The sequence below is a fragment of the Microbulbifer sp. CAU 1566 genome, from assembly GCF_023156515.1.
In the GTDB taxonomy this organism is placed as follows: domain Bacteria; phylum Pseudomonadota; class Gammaproteobacteria; order Pseudomonadales; family Cellvibrionaceae; genus Microbulbifer.
The window spans coordinates 162,259-184,572 of the sequence record NZ_JALNMG010000006.1 but is presented as its reverse complement, the minus strand read 5'-3'; the positions used below and the strand labels follow the sequence as shown (position 1 = coordinate 184,572).

At 59.0% G+C, this 22,314-nt stretch carries 18 protein-coding genes; 3 read left to right on the top strand and 15 right to left on the bottom strand.

The window, feature by feature from the left end:
- Nucleotides 1–101: 101 nt before the first annotated feature.
- From M0G74_RS15335 to M0G74_RS15280, 12 genes are all read right to left on the bottom strand, one after another.
- A complete protein-coding gene (locus tag M0G74_RS15335; protein WP_248219280.1) occupies nt 102–1,034 on the bottom strand; it encodes an SDR family oxidoreductase in 933 nt (310 codons plus the stop codon).
- Nucleotides 1,035–1,064: 30 nt separating this feature from the next.
- Nucleotides 1,065–1,469, bottom strand: coding sequence for a VOC family protein (locus M0G74_RS15330; RefSeq protein WP_248219279.1), 405 nt, complete (start codon nt 1,467–1,469; stop codon nt 1,065–1,067).
- Between the two features lie 82 nt (nt 1,470–1,551).
- The gene (locus tag M0G74_RS15325) at nt 1,552–1,920 is read right to left on the bottom strand and encodes a DUF2750 domain-containing protein (RefSeq protein WP_160154615.1); all 369 of its coding nucleotides are present in this window, start codon (nt 1,918–1,920) and stop codon (nt 1,552–1,554) included.
- A gap of 97 nt (nt 1,921–2,017) precedes the next feature.
- Nucleotides 2,018–2,728, bottom strand: a complete 711-nt coding sequence (locus tag M0G74_RS15320; RefSeq protein ID WP_248219277.1) for a SprT family zinc-dependent metalloprotease — start codon at nt 2,726–2,728, stop codon at nt 2,018–2,020.
- Between the two features lie 22 nt (nt 2,729–2,750).
- Nucleotides 2,751–3,182: a hotdog fold thioesterase gene (locus tag M0G74_RS15315; RefSeq protein WP_160154617.1), complete on the bottom strand. Its 432-nt coding sequence runs from the start codon at nt 3,180–3,182 to the stop codon at nt 2,751–2,753.
- Nucleotides 3,183–3,226: 44 nt separating this feature from the next.
- The gene (locus M0G74_RS15310) at nt 3,227–3,808 is read right to left on the bottom strand and encodes a DUF2799 domain-containing protein (RefSeq protein WP_248219276.1); all 582 of its coding nucleotides are present in this window, start codon (nt 3,806–3,808) and stop codon (nt 3,227–3,229) included.
- Between the two features lie 222 nt (nt 3,809–4,030).
- Nucleotides 4,031–4,681, bottom strand: a complete 651-nt coding sequence (locus M0G74_RS15305) for an MBL fold metallo-hydrolase (protein WP_282450241.1) — start codon at nt 4,679–4,681, stop codon at nt 4,031–4,033.
- Nucleotides 4,682–4,930: 249 nt separating this feature from the next.
- On the bottom strand, nt 4,931–5,818 hold the full coding sequence (locus M0G74_RS15300) for a hypothetical protein (RefSeq protein WP_248219273.1): 888 nt from the start codon (nt 5,816–5,818) through the stop codon (nt 4,931–4,933).
- A gap of 423 nt (nt 5,819–6,241) precedes the next feature.
- On the bottom strand, nt 6,242–7,744 hold the full coding sequence (locus M0G74_RS15295; protein WP_248219271.1) for a tryptophan halogenase family protein: 1,503 nt from the start codon (nt 7,742–7,744) through the stop codon (nt 6,242–6,244).
- Between the two features lie 21 nt (nt 7,745–7,765).
- Entirely contained in the window at nt 7,766–8,809 is a 1,044-nt protein-coding gene (locus M0G74_RS15290; RefSeq protein ID WP_248219269.1) for a cupin-like domain-containing protein, read from the bottom strand.
- A gap of 34 nt (nt 8,810–8,843) precedes the next feature.
- Nucleotides 8,844–9,563, bottom strand: coding sequence for a SapC family protein (locus tag M0G74_RS15285; protein WP_248219267.1), 720 nt, complete (start codon nt 9,561–9,563; stop codon nt 8,844–8,846).
- A gap of 130 nt (nt 9,564–9,693) precedes the next feature.
- On the bottom strand, nt 9,694–12,723 hold the full coding sequence (locus M0G74_RS15280; RefSeq protein WP_248219265.1) for a TonB-dependent receptor: 3,030 nt from the start codon (nt 12,721–12,723) through the stop codon (nt 9,694–9,696).
- A gap of 401 nt (nt 12,724–13,124) precedes the next feature.
- Here M0G74_RS15280 and malT point away from each other — a divergent pair, with 401 nt between their 5' ends.
- From malT to M0G74_RS15265, 3 genes are all read left to right on the top strand, one after another.
- Complete coding sequence (malT, locus tag M0G74_RS15275; protein ID WP_160154632.1) at nt 13,125–15,851, top strand: HTH-type transcriptional regulator MalT; 2,727 nt, start codon at nt 13,125–13,127, stop codon at nt 15,849–15,851.
- A 134-nt stretch (nt 15,852–15,985) separates the two neighbouring features.
- Nucleotides 15,986–17,641, top strand: coding sequence for an alpha-amylase family glycosyl hydrolase (locus tag M0G74_RS15270; RefSeq protein WP_248219262.1), 1,656 nt, complete (start codon nt 15,986–15,988; stop codon nt 17,639–17,641).
- Between the two features lie 584 nt (nt 17,642–18,225).
- Nucleotides 18,226–18,831: a L,D-transpeptidase family protein gene (locus M0G74_RS15265; protein ID WP_248219260.1), complete on the top strand. Its 606-nt coding sequence runs from the start codon at nt 18,226–18,228 to the stop codon at nt 18,829–18,831.
- Between the two features lie 105 nt (nt 18,832–18,936).
- Here the strand turns inward: M0G74_RS15265 and M0G74_RS15260 are convergent, their stop codons facing one another.
- Genes M0G74_RS15260 through M0G74_RS15250 form a run of 3 tightly spaced genes read right to left on the bottom strand, consistent with a single transcriptional unit; the run spans nt 18,937 to nt 22,243 of the window.
- On the bottom strand, nt 18,937–20,154 hold the full coding sequence (locus M0G74_RS15260) for a hypothetical protein (RefSeq protein WP_248219259.1): 1,218 nt from the start codon (nt 20,152–20,154) through the stop codon (nt 18,937–18,939).
- Nucleotides 20,154–20,876 carry an OmpA family protein gene (locus tag M0G74_RS15255; RefSeq protein WP_248219258.1) on the bottom strand — a complete coding sequence of 241 codons (723 nt, stop codon included), beginning with the start codon at nt 20,874–20,876 and terminating at the stop codon, nt 20,154–20,156. The genes M0G74_RS15260 and M0G74_RS15255 overlap by 1 nt, the downstream gene beginning before the upstream one ends.
- Nucleotides 20,876–22,243, bottom strand: a complete 1,368-nt coding sequence (locus M0G74_RS15250; protein WP_248219257.1) for a hypothetical protein — start codon at nt 22,241–22,243, stop codon at nt 20,876–20,878. The genes M0G74_RS15255 and M0G74_RS15250 overlap by 1 nt, the downstream gene beginning before the upstream one ends.
- Nucleotides 22,244–22,314 lie beyond the last annotated feature (71 nt).

Genomic DNA, 22,314 nt, shown 5'->3' with positions numbered 1-22,314 from the left:
TGGGGGCTCGGCTGCGGCCGTCCTGGCCGCAGACGGTCCCGCAAAGTCCTACCCGTTGGCAGTGCCTTCGCATCCGGTTATGGCGCGGATTATGAACAGAGTTACTGGTTGGAAAACTGCAGACGCTTTAGGCCGAAGCGTTTGGACAGCAGGCGGTCGCGTAGCCGGCGGGGCAGCCAGCGGGCCATCCAGGGGAGCAGACGGCTTTTGTTGCCGATTCTGAGGAGCGTTGCCGGGCGCTTGCGCAGTAACTCGGCGGCTAGGCGCTTGGCCAGGTCCCGCGCCAGGGTGGCGTTCTGCTGGGACTCCACCGCCCGTGCCCTTACGGAATCTTCACTGCGTTTGTACCAGGAGTCTGGTGCCAGCATACCGCGCAGTGAGGTTTCCGCATGGCGGCCAAATTCCGAGGCAATGGCGCCGGGCTGTACCGTAATCACACGGATGCCAAAGGGCTTCAGTTCCAACCGCAGCACGTCAGACAGGGTGTGCAGGGCGGATTTGGAGGCGCAGTAGGCACCGGAGAACGGCGTGGGCAGGACCCCGGACACCGAACCGATATTGCAGATGATGCCGTGGCGCCGGGATTTGAGCAGAGGCGCACAGGCCCGGGCCAAGGCCATGGGGGCAAAAACGTTGGTGCGGAACTGGGCCTCCAGCGCGCGGGTGTCCAGTTCCAGCAGCGGGCCCATCTGCCCGTAGCCCGCATTGTTGATCAGGATATCCAGGCGACCGTAGGCGGTTTTGATGGCGTGTACCACGCGGTTGATATCCGCCTGGGAGTTCACATCCAGCGCCTCGGTAGCGATACCCAGGTCGGCCAGTTCCAGCAGGCTTTCGGCGCGGCGCGCGGTGGCGATGACAATGGTGCCACGACTGTGCAATGCCAGTGCCAGTTCACGGCCGATACCGCTGGAACAGCCGGTGATCAGCGCCACCCGGTCCGGCACCACATAGCCGCGGCCGATCTGCGCCAGGCTCTCCGCCGCAAAGCTGTGATCGGAAGGACGGAACCGGTTGGCGGGGGGCTTGCTCACGTTACTGCTCCAAAACTGCTTTCAAAGGGCTCAATCCGAGGGGCCCGTAGTTGGGGTCGGGGTGGGTGTCAGTTTGAAGTGTGGGTTTTCGATCAACCCGAAGACATTGCCAAACGGGTCCAGGAAACTGGCCATCAGTATTCCCTCCCCCACATCGACAATTTCGCCGTGCTGGCGGGCACCGAGTCCATTGATCCGCTCTACCTGGGCAGCGATATCTTCAACACCCCAGTAGGCCACCACGCCGTCGGCACGGCTGGTGACGTTGCGTGCATCCGGATCCAATCCCAGCTCGAAACCACCGATGTTGAAGCCGACATAGCACTCGGCCTCAAAATAGGGTTCCACCTCGAGCAACGCGGTATACCACGCCTTGGCTTCTTCTACGTTACTCACACCGTAAATAACAGTGCGTAACCCCAAAAACTGACTCACCTCAGACCTCCTAGCGGAGCATTATTTCCGGCACTGGCGCCGGCTTCTTGTTGTCTGTATTTTGAGCAGGATTGACTCAGAACTATTGCAGCTCCTGCTCCAGCTGTTCCAGCAGGTCCAGGGGTTCGATTTCTTCCCCTTCGAGCTCTGCATTCCAGTTGATGCCCACCAGCAGTACATCTTCGTGCATACCGGTGAGCCAATCGTCCATAAATTCTTCGAGATCGACCGGCACCACTTGGTAGTCCGCCCAGTCGTCAGCCACGTGGGCCTCGGCGAACTCCCGCTGGGACCAGAAGGGCATGACATCGGTATCGGCGTGGCGCTCCGATTCACACAGGGCAAATCCATCTTCCCCTTCCAACGCCCACACACAACCCTGCTCTACTGCCTCGGGCAGGAAGCGGTCGCAGTTTTCCTCAAAGTCGTCTCCGAGAGGTTCCAATTCCATACCGGCTTGCCTTAAAAATGATTTTCGCAGTTTACGCCAGATTGGCGGTGATAAGTAGAAACTTGCGCTGGGTTGTGTGCGGAAAACGAGCAGAAAGTTACAGCCGCAGCCGGTGGCCATTTTCCTTCAACCACCGCCGCAGCCGCTTGTAGTCGGGGCATAAACTTGCCACCAGCGCCCAGAATTCCCGGCCGTGGTTGTGGTGTCGCAAGTGGCAGACCTCATGGATAACCAGATAATCCACAACAGGCTCCGGTGCCAGGCAAACCAGCCAGTTGTACTGCAACTCACCGCGAATGGTGCAGTGACCCCATTTGCTGCGCGTGCGCCGCACTTTTACCGATGCAAATTCCAGCCCCAGCAGCCCGGCAAAATAACGCGACTTGTCGGAGAGTAGCGCCAACGCCTCACGCTGATACAACTTCTGCAAAGCTGCCTGAATCTGCCCCTCATCCGGTGCGCGACTGCGACTGTACAGCTGGATATAGCCATCCCGGATACCCGCATCTGCCGCACAGGCCGCACGATCCAACTCCAGGGAGGCCCCCAGCCAGGGAAAGTGTGCGCCAAAAGAAAAGTGATGATCGGGAACCTGGGACTCGCGCTGTGCCGCGCGCGACAGCTGCTCGCGCACCCACTGGATATTGTCCCGTAGGAATTGATGGCCGTGGCGCTCCGCGCAGCGCTGGGGAATACGCACCTCAGCGCCGCGCTCTGTCACCACCAGCCCCAACCGCTTGCGCCGGGGAGAGCGCAACAAACGGTAGGAGACCTCTTCGAAGGTAAATAGCTCCCCGCTGGCCGGCATAACGATCGAACTACTGCGAAGTTTATTGGGAGGGAACCGGCACCACCGCCATGGTGATCCGGGAGATACAGTTGAGTTTGCCCTTGGGATCGTGAATACGAATTTCCCACACCTGACTGGAGCGACCAAGGTGCACCGCGGTCGCCTTGGCGGTTACCGTGCCCTCGGGTACCGGACGCAGATGGTTGGCATTAATCTCCTGGCCAACACAGTAAAACTTGCTGTTATCCACCACCATGTTGGCGCCCATGGAACCCAGGGTTTCCGCCAGTGCCACACTGGCGCCACCGTGAAGAATGCCAAACGGCTGACGAGTGCGGTCTTCAACCGGCATGGTGCCCACCAGGTAGTCGTCACCAATTTCCGTAATCTGCATACCGAGATAGGTGGGCATGCAATTGCCCATGCTCTGGTTCACTGCGTCGAGTGTCGGGTTACCGTGCCAGATTGCCATAGTTACACCTTGTTAACATTCACCACTGAAACTGCGGATGAATATCAGTAAAACAGGGCCGGATTGAAAGCACCAAAGCCGCCAAACCGCATCATCTCAGCTTCCAGATGGCGCATTTCCCGCAGCAGGCTGCGGCGCTGGCTGCGCAGTGCGCGGGCTTCCTCTTTGGTCTCGGCCTCATCAAGGGCCTTTTCCACCCGGTACACTTCACGCTCCACGTCGTTGTACTGGTTTTCCAGTGCGGCGTACTGCTGCTCGGCCTGATAGACCGCGAGGCCGCGCTCGTAGTTGACCATGAACAGGTCGGCGGTAGGACCCGTGCACACACCTTCGTAGTTGTGTCCGCGGCGTCCGACAACAAACCCGTTTTCCGGGGTGCAGTAGCGCTCTACCCCCTCTTCGTAGCCGCGCATCCAGGCGTCGGTGTCGGTGCGCACGCCGTACTCGTGACACTTCTGCGCTATTTGATACACCGTTGCCTGGCTGCGGCCGCGGGCGCCGTCTTCGATACCGCGCTCATACCAGAGCCCGGCCTGGCATTCATTTTCAGAAATTACCGCGCAGCCGCTGGACAGTGCCAAGACGGCGGGGAGGGAAAGGAAGGTGAATAGTTTCCAGAGCTTCATAGCTGGCCTGTGATTCGAAGTGACGAACTTGCTGTGAAGGCAAAGTGCCGGGTACGGGTTTTCAGGAGCGTCGCAAACAGGATGTTTGCGCCGCAGCGCCCAGGGACTGGGTTCACAGGGGGGCGCCCAGCTCGGTCCTGAAAACCCGTACCCGGTGCTTTGCCGCCACCGCCGAGATTCAGAGCTCCCATTTAGCCTGCTCCAGAGTGAATCGGTGCTGAATCAACCAAAGCGCTTGTCGGCAACAAAGGGGTTGGTCTGGCGTTCCTGGCCAAAGGTGGACATGGGGCCGTGGCCGGGGATGAATTTCACCTGGTCGCCCAGGGGCCAGAGCTTTTTGGTGATGGAGTCGATGAGGTCCTGGTGGTTGCTCATGGGGAAGTCGGTGCGGCCGATGGAGCCAGCGAACAGCACGTCGCCAACCAGCGCCAGGTTGCTGGCACGGTGGAAGAAGATGACGTGGCCGGGGGTGTGGCCGGGGCAGTGGACGACTTCGAGCACTTCATCGCCGACGGTAACGGTGTCGCCGTCTTTGAGCCAGCGGTCGGGAGTGAAGGTTTCGACCGGAGGGAAGCCGTACATCTGGGCCTGGACTTCGATTTTTTCGATCCAGAACTGGTCGGCTTGCTGGGGGCCTTCGACGGGCAGTTTGAGGTCGCGGGACAGGGGTTTGGTGCCGCCGACGTGGTCGAGGTGGCCGTGGGTGAGGAGGATTTTTTCCAGTTTGAGGCCGCGTTCTTCGACGGCGGCGAGGATGCGGTCAACGTCGCCACCCGGGTCTACTACGGCCGCGCGCTTGCTGTCGTCGCACCACAGGAGGGTGCAGTTTTGCTGGAAGGGCGTGACGGGAACCGAGTGAAATTGCAGAGCCATGGGAATACCTGTTTTGTCTTCGGTGCCGAGTATAACGCTCGCGCTCTTATCCGGCTAAGGTAACTCCGGGGTCTCGATTTGCTCCTGTGGCGGTGTCTCTACCGGGCAACCTCTTGAGAGACACGAGCTAGGCGCCCCCCCGTTAACCCATCCCTGGGGGCTCGGCTGCGGCCGTCCTGGCCGCAGACGGTCTCGCAAGAGGTTGCCCGGTATCAACACCTTCGCATCCCGTTCCACAGTCTCGTTCGTTCAGGCTATCGCTGTAGCCCGCTGCAACGGGCTCGGTCTGCGCGCGGTGGACTTCTTCAGCAGTTCCTTCACATCTTCAATCAGCGTCTTCTGCACCAGCTCGCTCTGCCAGTAGCCATCGTGGGAGACCAGCTGTGGTCCCCAGCTGGCGGCACTCCAGTCGGCCAGGGGGCGGGTCTCGAAGTCGCGGTAGACGGCCTGGTTGTAGGAGGGGCTGAGGGGTTTGAGGGGCCAGCCGAAGAGGTCGTCGGGGTGGTAGAAGTTTTTCCAGCGGAAGTTGTAGCCGCGGGTGTCGGAGGTAACGGCCTGGATCTGGTCGCGGGCCATGGCAGCGGTCCACAGGGGGTTGCTGGCGCCGAGGGTGTACCAGTGGGCGAGGGTTTTGCCGCGCAGGAAGAGGTCTTTGGCGGAGCCTTTGTGGACGCCTTTGGGGCCTCCGTCGCGCCAGATGCCGTGGCTGATGGTGGCGCGCTGGGCGTCCCACAGGTAGTTCGACAGGATGCTGCAGCCGATGGAGTGGCTGAGGAGGATGACCGGGGCGTTGTCGCTGGTGGCTTTGGCGGCGTGTTCGAAGGTCTGGTAGATGGCCTGCTGGGTTTTGTCGTAGTTGCCGCCGCGCTGGTCTATGTCAGCCAGCTGAGACGAAGCTTCGGCGAGACCGTAGAGCATGAATTTGCGGGCGCGCAGGTAGTCCATATCGCGCTTTTGCATGGCTTCGAACACCCGTTCCAGGTTCGGCTGCAGGTGTGCCTGGCACAGGATGGGTTCGGCGTGGATGCGGGACCAGTCGTCCCCGAGGGCAGACTTGAGTGCCTGAAACAGCGGCTCGGCAAAGCCTTCGTCCACAGCGCCCATACCCGGCGCCGCCAGGATTACCAGATCGGCCATTATTCGCTCCCCAGTGTTTTTCTTGATTTTTATTGGATACGAATACTTCTCCGGGGTTGCCCGCGCATCCTCTTATTGTCTGTTTTTGTGCCGCCCTTCATGAAACGAACGGCAATCGGGTCACCACAAGCGGAAAAAGCTACCACTGGTTGGTCACAATGGGAAGATTCGCGCCAGAAATGCGGCCCGATCGGCGTTTTTTTACGAAATTTTAAAAAAAAGTGTGCCGGGAAGGGAACGGAAGCGACAGAGCACCGTCAAACAGTACAGTTCCCCTAGATCGCGCTCGCAGTGTCAGCGTGTAGTGATCGAACTCTCTCATCGTATCTCTGCTTGAAGCCGGCCTTGCGCCGGCTTTTCTTTATGTGCAAATAGCCGATCCCCGGATGTAATACCTGGCCCGCCTGCCAGGCCGGTGGCGGGTTAAGTGATCACTGCTGTACTGGCCGCGGCGCAGTAGCGCTCGATAAATACCTGGTGTGCCGGCAACTTATCCACAGCCCTGTGGATATTGCTTTTCAGCCCGTCCAGCGCCTGGCGCAACTGATCCTCGCTCATCAACCGCCCCATGGGGTGGTAGCTTTGCGGATACAGGCGCTGGCCGAGCATTACCTGTACCCAGCTGTCGGGGCGGAACAGCTCGTCGGCATTGCGGTGCACCTGGGCACTTTCGCGAAACAGCTGGATGCGCTCGGCCAGGGAATCCGGCACCGACATGTGTTTGCAATAGCGCCAGAACGCACTGTCTTCGCGCTCGGTCAGCTTGTAGTGCAGCACCACGAAGTCCCGCACCTTCTCCAGTTCGTCACGAGACTGCTGGTTGAAGCGGTCTTGCAGTGAAGGCGCAATGCCGTCGAAGGGGAACAACTGCAGCAAACGGGTAATACCGATCATGATCAGGTGAATACTGGTGCTCTCCAATGGCTCCACAAATCCGCTGGACAGGCCGAGGGCAATGCAGTTTTTCTCCCAGGCCTTTTTCCGGCGACCGGCGCGATAGCGGATCAGGCGCGGATCGAATAGTGGCTTGCCGTCGATTTCTGCCAGAAATGCCGCACGCGCTTCATCGTCAGACTGGTATTCACTACAGAAGACCATGCCATTACCCATACGCGACTGCAGCGGTATCTGCCAGCGCCAGCCGGCACTGTGGGCGATGGCGCGGGTGTTCGGCCGTGCCGGTTCCACCGGCTGTGACTGCAGCGCATAGGCGCGATCCGTGGGCAGCCAGTGTCCCCAGTCCTCGAAGCCAACGTCCAGGGTTTGCTCCATGAGTAGCGCGCGGAAACCCGTACAGTCGATAAACAGGTCCCCTTGCACTGCCCTTCCGTCGTCCAACAGCAGCGACTGGATAAAGCCGTTCTCCTTAGCGCGGCACACTTCACGAATATTTCCCTCGGTGCGCGACACGCCCCGCGCTTCGCAATGACGGCGCAGAAACTGGGCGTAGCGGGTTGCGTCCAGGTGGTAGGCGTAGTTCAGCACCGGGTTTTTCGAGGTGGCAAACTTGCGATGGTTGAGTGCCCGGGTTTCCAGGCAGTAGTCACCAATATCGCCACCAAATCCGAGGCTTCTCGCATGCAGCCAGAACTGGTGAAATTCGCCCATCCAGGTGGCTTTGCCGAGCTGCCCGAAGCCGTGCACATAGCGATCGCCATCTCGCCCCCAGTTTTCGAACTCGATCCCGAGCTTGAAGGTGGCCTGTGTCGCGCGCATAAACTCCGCTTCATCAATCCCGAGCAGCGCGTGGAAAGAGCAGATGGTGGGAATTGTGGACTCCCCTACTCCGACGGTGCCGATTGCATCCGACTCCACCAGTTCTATTTCGATCAGTGCACCCAGCTGTCTCGAGAGTGCAGCAGCGGCAAGCCAGCCGGCGGTACCACCGCCGGCAATGACAACTTTTTTCACGGTGTGATTTTTCATGTCAGTTTCTCCCGCCCCTGATCAACGATTCAGGCGCTGCAGTAGTTGCGCCCGCAGTCGGCGTGCACTCAGGGTATCCAGTTCTTCCAGGGCACCGCGTGCATGTTCCGGCAAATGCGCCCGGGGCAATTCCGCATCGCCGAACAGGTAGTATTCGAACAGGGCGCGCCAGGCCAGCTTCTCGCTTTGCGGCCTGTCGCGCAGGCTCAGAATACCGTGCAGCAGGGTATGCATTGGGGTATCCATAAACGCGGGCGAAGGGTTCCACCAGTAATTCATCATGACGTTGAATGGTGCAAGTGCTTCCACCTGATGCCACCAGAGTGCCGGATAAAAAAGTACATCGCCCGGTTCAAGATCCGCCACCTGGGCCACTTTTAATGCCTCAGCAAAATTCGGGTAACGCGTGTAATCCGGATTGCGAAAATCCACCATACTCACCACCTGCCCACCCGGCGAGAGTTCCAGCGGCCCGGGGTAAAGGTTGGCCACCTGGTCCGGTGGAAACAGCGTAAAGCGGCGTCGACCTACCAGTGAGCAGGCGATATTGTGGGACTTGTCAAAGTGCGCCCGGGCCAGGGTGCGGTTGCCCAGCCAGATACTGGCCAGCGGAGCGAACCTGGCAAGCGACTCGCACCGGGATAACAGGTCATTACCAGCGCGAAAGCCCGGCAGGCAGGCATCTACGGTGGTGGACCCGATATAAAAAGAGGGAGGCGCGTCTTCATCGAGATTATTCTCGACGTGCTGAAGAAAATCGCTGAGCGAAATTCGCTCACTGGAAAAGTTGAGCCCGCTGAAATCGGCGCTATAGCCGAATTGCCCGTCAATTTCCGGAGCGCCGATATAGGCCACAAGCGGAGACCCGTTGTAAAACTGCTCCAGGTAACGCATTGCCGCCTGCGGCGATTCGAGTCCAGCCTGCACCAGCGGCCAGTTGCGGGCAAAGCCTTTCATTACCACAGGCTTGTCGGCATCCAGCAGCTGCTGCAGTGGGAGCTGCGTCAGGTCAGAACCATCGATCACGGGTACTTTCACGGGTACTTTGTTTTTTATTTCAATCATGGTGATCCCGAATTTATTGTTTTTTTGGCGAACCCTAGCTAACCATTGCCACACTACGGCGGTTCTTCCGCTCAATCAGTTGGGGAATATTTCCCAGTGACGCGAGTACATAAAATGCCAGCTGCAGATATCCTTGGCGATTCAGCGATTCCAGTTGCGCACCGGTCAACGCCGCCATTCTTTCCCCGCTGATGGTACTGAAGTGATCGATGATATAGCGCTCATTATCGTTGAGCTGCAGCTCCAGCTTTACCGGCTCGATCAGGTCACAGGCTGCAAAAGCGGCAAACATGTCCGGGCTTCCGGCTACCCCACGATGAATCCGCTGGAGAATTTCACTGATCCGCTTGAGATAAGGCGAATGACCACCATGGGTAAGAAAAACGGCCTGGCCCTGTGACCGGTTCACCCGTGGACTATCCATATCGACATGGATCATGGGCTCACCCGATTCACCGTGCAGCCCGATCAGGAAAGGGCCGCGGGCAATTACCGCAGGAACGTAATTGGCATCCCAGTCAGATTCATCCAGAAACAGGTTTTCGTCCCGCGCCAGCCCGAGCAGGGCGATCGACTGGTAGTCGCCGCCCGCGCTATCGCGATAAAACAGAATCGGATACTCCCGATGAATATCCGCGTACTCAGAGGGAAAGGTCAGTACCTGGTTGACGTTGTCACCGAATCGGGCGCCATGCTCGGTAATGATTTTCAAATCGTGATGGTTGACGTTGTCCAACAATGTTGTTTGATTCATGACTCTCACCTGTCTTTTATTGTTCTGTCTTCTATCGTTCTATCACGGTATCGCTACAACGCAGAAAGGGGCCACTGCAATTGCAGTGGCCCCTCGCGTCTTCCTGGCAAGCTTACGCTGCCGATGGGCATCAGAACTTGTACTGAGCGCCGATCAGATAGCGAGCGTCCAGTTCCTGGGCAAACCACACATTACTCTCATCGCGCCCGAAATGTTCCAGGCTTTCCTCGGTGAGATTCAGCCCTTCGAACAATACGGTGAGGTTGTCGTTCACCTCGTAGCTGATGTTCATATCCAGCTGTCCGTACTCACCCACATAGACCGGGTTGTTGGAAGCGCCGCGGTTTACCTGAGACAGGAACTGATCCCGCCAGTTGTAGGCGAGCCGCGCGGAAACACCAAAGTTCTCGTAGATCACCGCCAGGTTGGCACTGTCACTCAGGCCGAGCAGTGCGAACTGGGTTGCCGTGGGGTCGGCACCGTTGTCGAAGCCGACATCACCGCGCACCGTGGTGAGATTTGCCTGTAACCCGAAGCCTGTTTCACCAAAGAAGTGCTGCGCCGCAACTTCAAATCCATGGATCTTGGCTTCGCGATTATTGACCTTGGAGGTCACATCGAATTCGAAGAAGGGATCATCCGCATTCGCCACCACATCGTATTCAGTGAGGATTTGGTCTACGTAACCCTGAGGCAGGTTACCGTCCACCAGTTCACCTTCGAACATGGTTTTCGCATCGGCAACACCGAAGTTATCGATCAATGCGGTCATGGTGAACAGATGCGCCTCGCTGGCATCTATGCCCATTTCTTCCAGGGCTGCCAGCGCATCGCCAGAGCGGGTACCGGGGGCGCCGGAGCTCGGGTCACGCAGATCGAACAGGGATTCACGGAACTTGCCGTCGCCGATAAAGTTGGCAACCCGTTTCTCATAGAATCCAGCCGATACATAACTGCTATCACCGTAGTACCACTCGACCGAGAGATCGAAGTTATCCGACTCAAGCGGCAGTAGTTCCGGGTTGCCGCGACTGCCGACGGGTACTATGCCAAGCGCGGTGGGCCCGGAAGGTTTTTCCGCAGAAACCGAGGAAAAAATTGCCGAGTAGTCGGGGCGCGCGATGGTTTTACTGTAAGACACGCGGCCTTTCAGGTCTTCGCGTAAGTCGATGGAGAAATCCAGACTGGGTAGCAGGTTGTTGTACTTTCCGTTCAGGCTGACCGGCAGCACATTGTCCGACAGGCTGCGCTCAAAATCGTTGTCCGACTTCCACACCATATTGGACGGAATATAGACCCGTGAAGTGGAGGTGGTATCGGTCTGTTCAAAGCGGGTACCGATCACCAGCTGGGTCGGGAAATCTCCCAGCTCACCATCCAGAGTGAACTGGAAATAGGCCGACTGGATATCTTCTTCCACCACGTTATAGATTTGCGTGTCAATATTGTCCGCCGTCCAGGGATCTGCCAGCGCGGCATACAATTGGCCAGCGTTGCCTCGATACGCCGTGATCCCGTCGCTGCCGGGATTGTAATCATCAAACATGCAAGTCATGCAGAAGGCTTCCACCAGATCGGCGGGCACATCCGGGTTGCGGTTACCCCAACCACCCAGCGTCTGGGTGGTACGCATATTCTGCTGGGTCATTTCCGACGCGATAGAACTCAAACCGAAATCGATACGGCCGTTGTCGAACTCCCAGCTGCCATCCACCGCGAACTGATCAATCTGGTGTTCCTGACTGGCGGTGGTAGTGCGCGCTACCGAGGTCGCCAGTTCATTGGCATCGATCTGGCCATTGCCGTTGTAGTGATCGTCGTTGACGATGATGTCCGCAACCGGGAAGCCACTGCTGACATCGAGGGAGTGTCCATCTACCACAAATGCGCCAATACCAAAGCGGATGGAGCTGGTGCCCAGTGGGCCATTGGGATTTGATTCAGATTTCGAGCTGTGGGCATCGAAACGGAAACTCAGGTCGTCACTGGCATCCCAGTCGGCATTGAAACCGAAAGACTGCAGCGTATTCTCGGTAGAGCGAAGTTGCTGTTCAAAACTGAGGTCTTTTACATCACCGGGAATATCCTGGTACTGATACAGCGGCGTAGCGACAGTGGAGTTACCATCAAAGGTCATTTCACTGCGGATAGCGTTAAACCAGTTACCCTGGTCAACCCGCTGTTCGGTCTGCTCGTTATTGGCGTAAAGCGCATCGGCAGTCAGGGTCAGGTCTTCACGGGGGCGGAACTGCATGGTGAGCTGCGCGTTGGTACGCTCACGTTGATTGGTGGACACGTGGTAGCGGCTGTCTTTGGGAACGGCTACCAGCTGGTCATCGGCGGGCGCGTTGTTGATCACCGTGTCATTGCCGACAAATTCACTGGATCCGTCATTGATCGAGGCACCGGTGCGGATATCCCAGTCGTTTACGGTCGCACTGCGGGCGCCACCGTTGCGCTCCTGATAAGAGCCGAACAGAGCCACGCCAAAGGTTTCTTCGTCGTTGCTCCAGCTGAACAGCCCGGAGGTTTCCGGGGTGATATCATCGCCCTCAAAATTCACACCGGTATCGTGCATGCCTTTCACACCCAGGGATGCCTGAATACCCGGGTTATCCAGCGGCCGCACCGTATTGATATTCACCGTCGCACCGATACCGCCGGTGGGCGAAGAGGCGCGACCGGTTTTGTATACCTGAAGACCGGCCACGCCCTCGGACGCCAGATTCGAGAAATCGAACGAGCGGCCGGTACCGGCATCACTGTTTTCCTCGACGGACTGGTCGCCACCAACCATCGACACACTGGATGCGGGCATCTGGCGGCCGTTCAGGGTCACCAGGTTGAAACTCGGACCAAAGCCGCGCACGGTAATTTCAGAACCTTCTCCGTTTACGCGATTGATCGACACACCGCTAATCCGCTGCAGGGATTCCGCCAGATTAGTGTCGGGGAATTTGCCGATATCTTCGGCAGAGATCGCATCCACCACCCCGGCGGAGTCACGCTTGATATCCATGGCGCGCTCCATGGACGCGCGTATACCGGTCACGGTGACTTCTTCCAGGGTGGTATTTTCCTGCGCGAACAAATGTGGCGTGCAGGTCATGGAAGCGATGGCCGCCACCACAGCACCGGACAGTTTCGTGCGTTTGAACATTTGGATTTCCCTCTTCGCATTTCGCCGCGGTCGACGGTCTCCGACAGAACGTCACTGGAGCTACCTCGGCGGCTCTTATTGGTTTTTGTTTAAATTCCGATCTTGAGAAAATAGAGGCTCACCTGATCGCTCCAGGAACACAGGGTTTCAGCTCTATCTACTGGGGAAGACGATTGATGCGTGGGGATAGTCCCCCCGGCGAAGAAAAAACCTCCCGATTGTCGGGGAAACAGCCGCGCGAACAGCGCAGATCCGGGCCCATCGGTATCCTCCCCCCTGGGGGAGGACGCGAACGAATAGCGGGGCTGGCACACTAACGTTGTACAATTGCGCCTCCGGGGTTCTGAAGTGGTTCTGGTGAATGGAAACCCCGGCTCAAGCCCTGCTGACCGGTTATTGCCATGCTTCTAGCCTCCAAGTACAGCCTCCCCGACTGCCCGGAACACACCCTGCAAAGGCCCCGGCTGCAATCACTTCTGGAACAGAGCCAGAGTGACCAGTTGTTACTGGTCACCGCGCCCGCCGGCTACGGCAAGACCACCCTGGTGACCTCTTGGGCCACGGAGCAGGACAACCCGGTGGCCTGGTACTCCCTCGACGGCGGTGACAACGAGCCCGGCCAGTTCTGCCGCTACCTGGTGGAAAGTGTGCATCGCGCCACCGGCAACGGGGTACCGGAAACCAGCAAGATTCTCGCCGCCCAGCACAATCTCGACCCCTCCCTGGTCATCAGCCAGATGCTGTCGGAACTACGCCAGCTGCCCAGTGAGCTGCGCATCGTCCTCGACGACTACCACCAGATCGACAACCCGGCAGTGCACGATGCCACCCGCTTCCTGCTGCGCCACGCACCCGCCGGTATCGGCGTGGTCATCACCAGCCGCAGCCAGCCGCCACTGGGGCTTGGCGCCCTGCGTTTACAGGGTCGCTTGCTGGAGCTGACCGCAGACGACCTGGCACTGACCATCGACGAAACCACCCAGCTGCTGACCCGGCGCCTGCCCTTTGCACTGGGCAGCGACCGCGTAGCGCAGCTGCACCAGCTGTCCGAGGGCTGGCCACCGGCGATCCAGATGTTTGCGCTGTCGGTACGCAACCAGGAGGAAGTGGACCGCTACCTGGGTGAACTGGAGCAGGGGCACGGGCATATCCTCGATTACCTTGCCGAGGAAGTGCTGGAACGGCTGGCCCCGGAACTGCGCCAGCTGCTGGCCCGCACCTCCATCCTGACCCGGGTCAACGGGCTGCTGGCGGAGCGTCTGAGCGGTCAGAGTGGCGGCCAGCAGCAGCTGGAAACCGCCGCCAGCCGCGGCCTCTTTCTGCAGGCGCAGGACTCCAGCCGCCAGTGGTTCCGCTTCCACCCGGTCTTTGCCCGCTTCCTGCAGCGCCAGCTGTCCGACGGTGAAGAACTCACCCAGCTGCACCAGACCGCCAGCGATACTTGGCAGGAGCTCAAGCAGCCACTGGAAGCCCTGCGCCATGCGCTGGAAGCGGAAGACCGCGCGCGGGTACACCGCCTTATCGCCGAGCAGGGTGAACAGTTCCTGCGTGAAGGCCAGTTCCGGGTACTGAACGACAGCCTCAACTGGCTCGGCGAAGACCAGCTCAAACGCCACGCCTCTTTCACCCTACTGGCCGCCCGCCTCGCCCGCGACAGCTTCAACTACGACCGCTGCAACAAGCTGCTGGCCGCCGCCGAGAGCTGGCTGCAACGCGAAGACCCGCAGCAGTGGCAAGCATTCGAGGGGGCCTTTGCAGCCATGCGCGCGCAGGTTTCCGTATCCCGCGGCCAGATTCTCAAAGCCAAGGAGTACGCCCAGGAGGCGCTGGAGCTGTTACCGGAAGAGCAAGACAGCGAGCGCATCGCCGCCCAGCTGGTCATCGGTGAAACCAGTTTCTGCCTGGGGGAGCTGGATCAGGCGATGCACCATATGGAAGCGGTGGAAAAGGCCACTCTCGCTCGCCACGACATTCCCAACGCCGCCTGGGCCCTGTGCCAGCAGACCGAAATCGCCTTTGCCAACGGCCTGCTGAAAAAGGCTGCGGCGCTGCAGGGCCGCGCCCAGCGACTGATCGAGGAACACCACCTGGTGGGCCTGCCGATCTCCGAATTTATCTATCGCCTGAAAGGGCAATTGCAGTGGGAAGCCGTCGACCTGGATGGCGCCGCGGAATCCGCCCGTCGGGGTATGCAGATCAACCGCAAGGTCGGTGAGCGCTGGCTGCTGCCGGAATACACCCTGCTGCTGAAAGTGGCACTGGCGCGGGGGGATAAAGATGAAACCCTCGAGTGGCTGGAGCGTGTGGAACACCTGCTGGCGGGCGAAGAGTACCACCGCGACTGGGTAGCCAATGCGGATGCGGCGCGCATGCGCGTGTGGCAGGCGCTGGAAAATACCGATGCCATCGCCAGCTGGCAGGAGCAGGCAGAACCGGTGGTCGACCGCCCCAGCAACCACTTCGAGCAGTGCTACGGCCGCAACCATGTGCGCGCGCTGATTTCCCTGCACCGCTGGTCCGATGCGAACCGTCTTTTAGGTCGCCTGCAACAGGTGGCCGTGGAGTGCGGTCTGGTCACCGACCAGCTGCGCAACCGGGTACTTGCCGCCCACCTCGCCTGGCTGCGCGAGCGCCGCGAACAGGCGCTGGAGCATATCCGCGCCGCCCTCACCATCATGCAGGACAGCGACCTTATCGCCAGCTTCCTGCAGGTTGGCAAGCCGATGATCGTGATTTTAAAAGCGGCGCTGGAGGAAACCGGCAAGCTCGCACTGAGCGAGCCGTTGGCAGACAAGGCCCAGCAACTGATCAAGCTCGCCCAGCAGCAGCCAGAGCTGGGGGGCGGCATCCGCATCGAGCTGGACGAAACCATCGTGCGCGAAATCCTCGCCAGCGATGCGGTGCCGGACTTCCTGCGCCACTCCCCCCTCACCCCGCGGGAGTGGCAGGTGCTGAACGCCATCCACTCCGGCCTGTCCAACGAGCGCATCGCCCGCCACTTCAAGGTGGCCCCAAGCACCATCAAGACCCATATCCGCAGCCTCTACCAGAAACTGGACGTGAAGGACCGCCAGGAGGCCATTGCCCTGGCGGAGCAACTGCTGCGATCAGTACAGGATAAGCCCTGATCACCCCGCCTCCCGACCGCCCTGCAAAGCACCCTCCCCCCCGTTCGGGGAGGAGGTAAGGCGCCACCGGCGTCGCCATACTGACCCTAAGCTAATAGCTATCCATAAAAAGCTTTCAATAACGGACTCACGGTATGAGCGGTATTCACACAGACAAATCAACCGGGGAATGGTGGCGCAACGGCGTCATTTACCAGATTTACCCGCGCAGTTTCTGCGACGCCAATGGCGATGGTATCGGCGACCTGCCGGGCATCTGCCAGAAGCTCGGCTATGTGAAATCCCTCGGTGTGGACGCCATCTGGATCTCCCCCTTCTTCAAGTCACCCATGGTGGACTTCGGCTACGACGTGTCCGATTATCGCGATGTAGACCCGATCTTCGGCAATCTGGACGACTTCGACAAAGTGATCGAAAAAGCCCACGAGCTGGGCCTTAAGGTGATCATCGACCAGATCCTGAGCCACACCTCTGACCTGCACCCCTGGTTCGAAGAGAGTCGCGCAAGTCGCGACAATGCCAAGGCCGACTGGTACGTATGGGCCGATGCCAAAGAAGATGGCAGCGCGCCGAACAACTGGATGTCCAACTTCGGTGGCAGCGCCTGGCGCTGGTGCACCCGCCGCCGCCAGTACTACCTGACCAACTTTCTCAAGGAACAGCCGGACCTGAACCTGCACCATCCGGAAGTCCAGGAGCAGCTGCTGGCGGACCTGAAATTCTGGCTAGACCGTGGGGTCGACGGTTTCCGCCTGGACGCCATCAACCACGCTTTCCACAACCGCTCGCTGGAAAACAACCCGCCGCGCCCGGTGAAGCTGGATAAAAATGGCCTGCCGCCGGTAAACAGCTACGAGTACCAGTGGCACATTCACGACAAATCCCAGCCGGAAAACCTGGTGTTCCTGCAGCGCGTGCGCGCCTTGCTGGACGAGTACCCGGGCACCATGACCGTGGGCGAAGTGGGCGACGACAACACCCACAAGATCATGGCCGAGTACACCACGGAAAACCGCCTGCACATGGCCTATTCCTTCGACCTGCTGGCGGAAGACTGCAGCGCGCAGTTCCTGCGCGACACCCTGGAAAAGAACCGCCAGGTGATCGAGGAAGGCTGGCCCTGCTGGTCCATTTCCAACCACGATGTACCGCGCTCTTTCAGCCGCTGGAACAAGGGCTTCGACCCGGAAACCGCCCGCGCCCGCGCGCCGCTGTTCTTCCTGATGCAATTGATGCTGCGCGGCAGCGTGTGCATGTACCAGGGCGAGGAACTGGGCCTGCCGGAAGCAGAGGTGGCGTTTGAAGACCTGCAGGACCCCTACGGCATCAATTTATGGCCGGAATTCAAGGGCCGCGACGGCTGCCGTACCCCCATGCCCTGGTACAACGGTGGCGAAATCAATGCCGGCTTCTCCAAGGTAAAACCCTGGTTGCCGGTGGCGGAAGAACACTACCATCTGGCCGCCTCGGTACAGGAAGATGACCAGCACTCGATGCTGAACCGCTTCCGCGACCTACTGAAGTGGCATGCGGATCTGCCAGCGGCACTGGCCACTGCCAGCCAGCGCATTCTGGATACCGCCAATGACCTGCTGGTATTCGAGCGCGGCAATGAGGAAGGCGAAGGCTATTTCGTGGTACTGAACCTGGGCCACGAGGCGACAAGCTTAACCCTGCCGGAAGAATTTACAGGCAGTGAAGACATCACCCCCAGCGGCTTCGCTGGCACCGTTAACGGTGAAAAGGTAGAACTGCCGGTCGCGGCCGCGCGGGTTTTCTATCGCAAATAAATTACGGTAAGTAAATTGCCGTAAATAGACCGCCGCAGATAAACGGCGCCACGAAACAGGAAAAATTTCGGACTTATTGAGAAATTGGCGCGCACTTGTGCAAGTGCAGCGAACCGGGCCCGGGTATCGCACTCAAAGGGTTACCTCTCAATAAGAACGTTCACTTTGTTGCTCTCTCGTCAAAGCACGCTTTCCAGACTTTCTGGATTGTTTCAAGCCGGCTCCTTAGCCGGCTTTTTTTTGCCCGCTACTTTTGACCTGTCTCGCCCTGAACGAAATTCATCTATCACCATCGCCCGTCATTCCATTTAAATGTAAAAGGCGCCAAACCCCGATCCTACCATGCCTCTCACTTGCCCAGAGGTCTGCAAAACCAACCGGCAGGGCTCATCCCGCGGCCAAATCGGGAAACACCGACGCGCCGCTTTGGGGAAATTCACAGGTTTTTGTGCGCCCAGGGTGCAGGGGTTTCTATACCCTGAAATTTGCCAGAGCGAGCGTCACTCTCAGCGGGCTCAGCTGGCAATACCGGAAGCGCGTACACAGAGACCTGAAATTCGCTCGCAAGAGCAGATGAGGTATCTATGCATTTACCTGCACAACGTTGTTCTTCCTTGCTGAAAAAAATTCTTGTAGGCAGCAGCCTGATTCTCGCCGCATCCGCGGTTTTCGCCCCCATCGCCCAGGCCGGTGATTACCCCTACCCCTACCAGCAGCACAGATCCATGACCGATGGCAGCGCCTGGTGGCGCCGGGATGTGATCGGTGGAGCGCCACATATCATTATCGATCTCAGTGAACAGCGGGCGTATTTCTACAAGGGCAGCCAGCTTGCCGGTGTTTCTCCTGTGGCCACGGGAATCTCCGGATATCGGACGCCTACGGGCAGCTTCCGCGTGAGCGAAAAAGATATCGATCACCGATCCAACTTGTTTGGCCACTATGTGGACCGCGCCGGCTATGTGCGCAAATCCAGTGTCGATGTGCGCCGGGATTCACGTCCTTCGGGCACCATGTTCCGCGGTGCTTCCATGGACTTTTTCATGCGGGTCAATGGCGCCGTTGGCATGCATGCGGGCAAGGTCACCGGGCGCCCGGAATCCCACGGCTGTATCCGGCTGCCCTGGCATATGGCAAAGATTTTTTATGAAAATGCGCCCATGGGCACCAAGGTGACCATTCGACATTAACCTTCGCCGTTATCCTTCACCATCGAAACACGCGACCTTGTATTCAGGTGCGCAAAAACAAAAAGGGCAGCTTTCGCTGCCCTTTTTGTTTGCTATTTTTTGATATCAGCCCAGGCTTCCCAGCACACTGCGCATGGTCCAGAAGTCCCAGCCCTCCGGAAGCTGTGCGCGGTCCTCTTCACTGGCGACAATACCCCGGCGATGTTCCGGCCATGCCAGCACCGCAACACCTTCGTATCCGGCAAAACGATGGAACAACACCGGCGCGGAAAGTTTTCGCTCCAGTTGCTCACACAGCGGATGCCACGACAAGGGAAGCTGCCTGCGCACCCAGGACCATTCCCGGTTACTCTCCGCGTCGGACTCCTGCACCGGTGAGTGCGAACTTTCGATTTGAGCGCTGCGCCGCGCGTGACTGGCTTCCAGCGCACTGTTACCCGGTAGCGTAAGCACCCCCATCGCCTGCTGTTGTGCACAGAGCACACAGGCATCAATGGACAGCCCCAGAGCCATTCCACGCTCAACGGGTACAAACCAGTGCTGCCCGGCAGGCACCTGCCATTCACAGAAGCCACAGGTGCCACTTTCGGCGGACTCCGGTGCTATCTGCTGCAGCGCCTGTACCACCTTGCCGGGCGCCCAGAAGTTGGCCTCATCTCCGGGGAAAAATTCCTGCGCATACTGGCTGACATGCCAGTGAAAACTGAAGGCGGCAGCAACCCGGTTGCGATCGCGCGGACCGAGGCCGCGGAAGCCGCGGTGGTTTACCTTGGCCAGGCAGTACTCACAGGGGTGCGGCGTCGCCGTGAGCGCCGGTGCGGCGAGCGCCTCGCGAGCAGTGCCGATCCACACCACTTGTTGCGGGTCCTCCAGTGCACCACAGCAACTGGCCAGGTGCACCCGGTGAAAGAACTCCCCACGGATCTGCTGATCTTCCACCGCAGCCACATCCACCGCATACACCATGACCGGGTGGCCCCGATACATCCAGCCGTGCTCGGTTTGATCCAGATCGCCGAGTGTGACTTCCATCCCCTTGACCAGAGCCTCCGCGATAGCGTCGCCCCGCGCGTCTAATATTTCAGAGGGATCGGTGAGGTCTTCCGTGTCTGGTAGTTCATCGGCCTCGGGTTCCGCTGGGCTGTTAATTGGCTCAGGGCTGTTAATTGACTCCGGGCTACTTACCGATTCAGGGCCGTTTTCCAAGTCAACAGCATCTTCCGTCAGCAGGATATCGTCATCGGAATGCCGCGCATCGGGCGGTGTCCCCATACCGGAGATGGCCTGAGTGAGTGCTTCCAGATGCCGGCTCCAGCGCCCCATCAGAGTGACTCCTCGAGGATACTGTGGATCTTGGTTTCAGAATTGGTGATCACGCGGAAGGCCACTCGCTTGGATTGTTCGATATTTTCACTGCCGTCGGCATTGTAAATCGGCCGCGAGGAAGAATATCCGACCGCCGCCACATTCTGCATCATCCAGGCGTGGTGAGCGGTTACTTCGTCCAGGGTGTAAACGTAGCGCAATACCGAGCGCGCGCGGTCCTGGGACAGGCGCAGGTTATTGAAGTAGGTATCGTTGCGATCGCTGCTCTGGCCCCAGCCGGAGCTGGTATGCCCCTCGATACGTACCGCCTCCACCGACGCCTTGAAGGGCGCCAGTACGTTCATATAGCGAGGGAAAAATTCCTCGAATACCACCTGATAACTGGCGCTGAGCGCGGCCTCACCGGTATCGAACATGGCATCGGAGTTATTGAAGGCGACGGTCAGGGTATCCCGATCGATGGTCGCGCCCCAGCGCGCCAGGTCCGGTGCAAATTCATGTTGCAGGGACTCGTAAATTGCCAGCTGGTTTTCCCGGTAGGACATGGCAATGGTGCGAATCTTTTCCCGCTCGATCATCACCGAACGCATCATCGCCACAGCAATACACAGGAATACCATCATCAGCCCCGCCATCAGGTCGGACACACTGATCCAGGAGGCCTCGCCCTCACTGCCGCTGCGCACTCCGGAACGGGAAAACCCCGACCTGGTGGACATCAGGCAATTTCCTCGCGCGCGCGCTCTGCGGATGCGGCGGCTTGTGTCAGGCGCTGCATCTGCGCCACCAACTGGCGGTAATCCCGCGTAAATTGACCACTAATGGTTGCCAGCGCCTCACCCATGGCCGCGATAACGCCCTCCACTTCCTCTTCCATCTTGCGCTCCACCAACTGGTATTGCTTGCCGATGGAATTCTCCGCGTCGCCCATGCTCTTGCGGATCACGTGGCTGAGGGCATCCATCATTTCCTTGTGGGTGCGCGCCTGTTGCAGGGCCAGTTCCTGCATACCATTGCGGTGGGTGGTAACGGACTCCTGCACCAACCCCTGGATAAAGTCCGCATCCAGGCTCGACATTTTCTCGAAGGCACCGGAGACCGCCTCGATCTGGGCACCCAGCAGTTCGCTCTGCTTGGCGATACTCACCAGCGACTGCTTCATATCGCTGGTCATCACCTGCTGCACCACATCGATACCCTGCACGAACTGGTCGATGCGCTCACCCAGATGTGGCAGTACGTCCTGCATTTGCACACTCACGCCGCGGTAACGCTCCAGTTGCTCGTTGAGCGCCTGCATCTGCTCACGGGCCTGGGTGTTGACCCCCTGCATGCCCTCGAAGAACTGCGGTACCTCTGCCAATTGCTGGTGAATCTGCTGCAGGTCCCGCGCAACCTGTACCAGCCCCATCACCGCGGTGTCACAGTGTTCGGACCAGTATTCCACCCGCTCCTCGTGGGCCTTGTACTCGCGCGTCAGGGTTTCCACCATGCCATCAAAGCGGCCGAAGTTTTCCCCAAAGCGTGTCATGTTGTCGCCGAACTGGGATTCCACGCGTTCATTGAAACGCACCACGACCTGCTCCATCTCCTGAACCAGTGCCTGGGAGACCTGCTCGGAAAGATTTGCCAGCTGAGTTTCACTCTGCGCGAGTTGACGCTCCTGCCCTTCTACCAGCGCAGTTTGCAAATGCTGCAGCGCACTGTGGATATCGGCCAGTTCCGTTACGGTAGCAGCTTCTCCGGGCATCGGGATAAAGCGGGTCAGCGCTCGTAGCAGTATAGAGAGACCAATACCGCACACACTGGTGATAAAAGCGGTTTTCAGTCCATCCAGCAGATTGGCGATACTCTGGTCGATATCCGCAAGGCTAAATTCAAACAGCCCGATAATCACGCCGGTAAAGGTACCGAGAATACCCAGGGAAGTGAGCAGTCCCGGAGCCTGCTCAACGAATTCCGCGGCGCGACGCGCAAAACGGCACACCAGCGCCAATGCAAACAACACCAGCATCAGGGAGAGGAACCCTTCGGTGACCGCATCCGGGCTCAGGGCAACAAAGACAGAGCGCAAAAATTCAGACATGGAAGTAATCTCGTTTGGAATCTTCTCGAATTGTTTTTTATAGAAGCTGTTTTATACGGGCTTGCTTTATA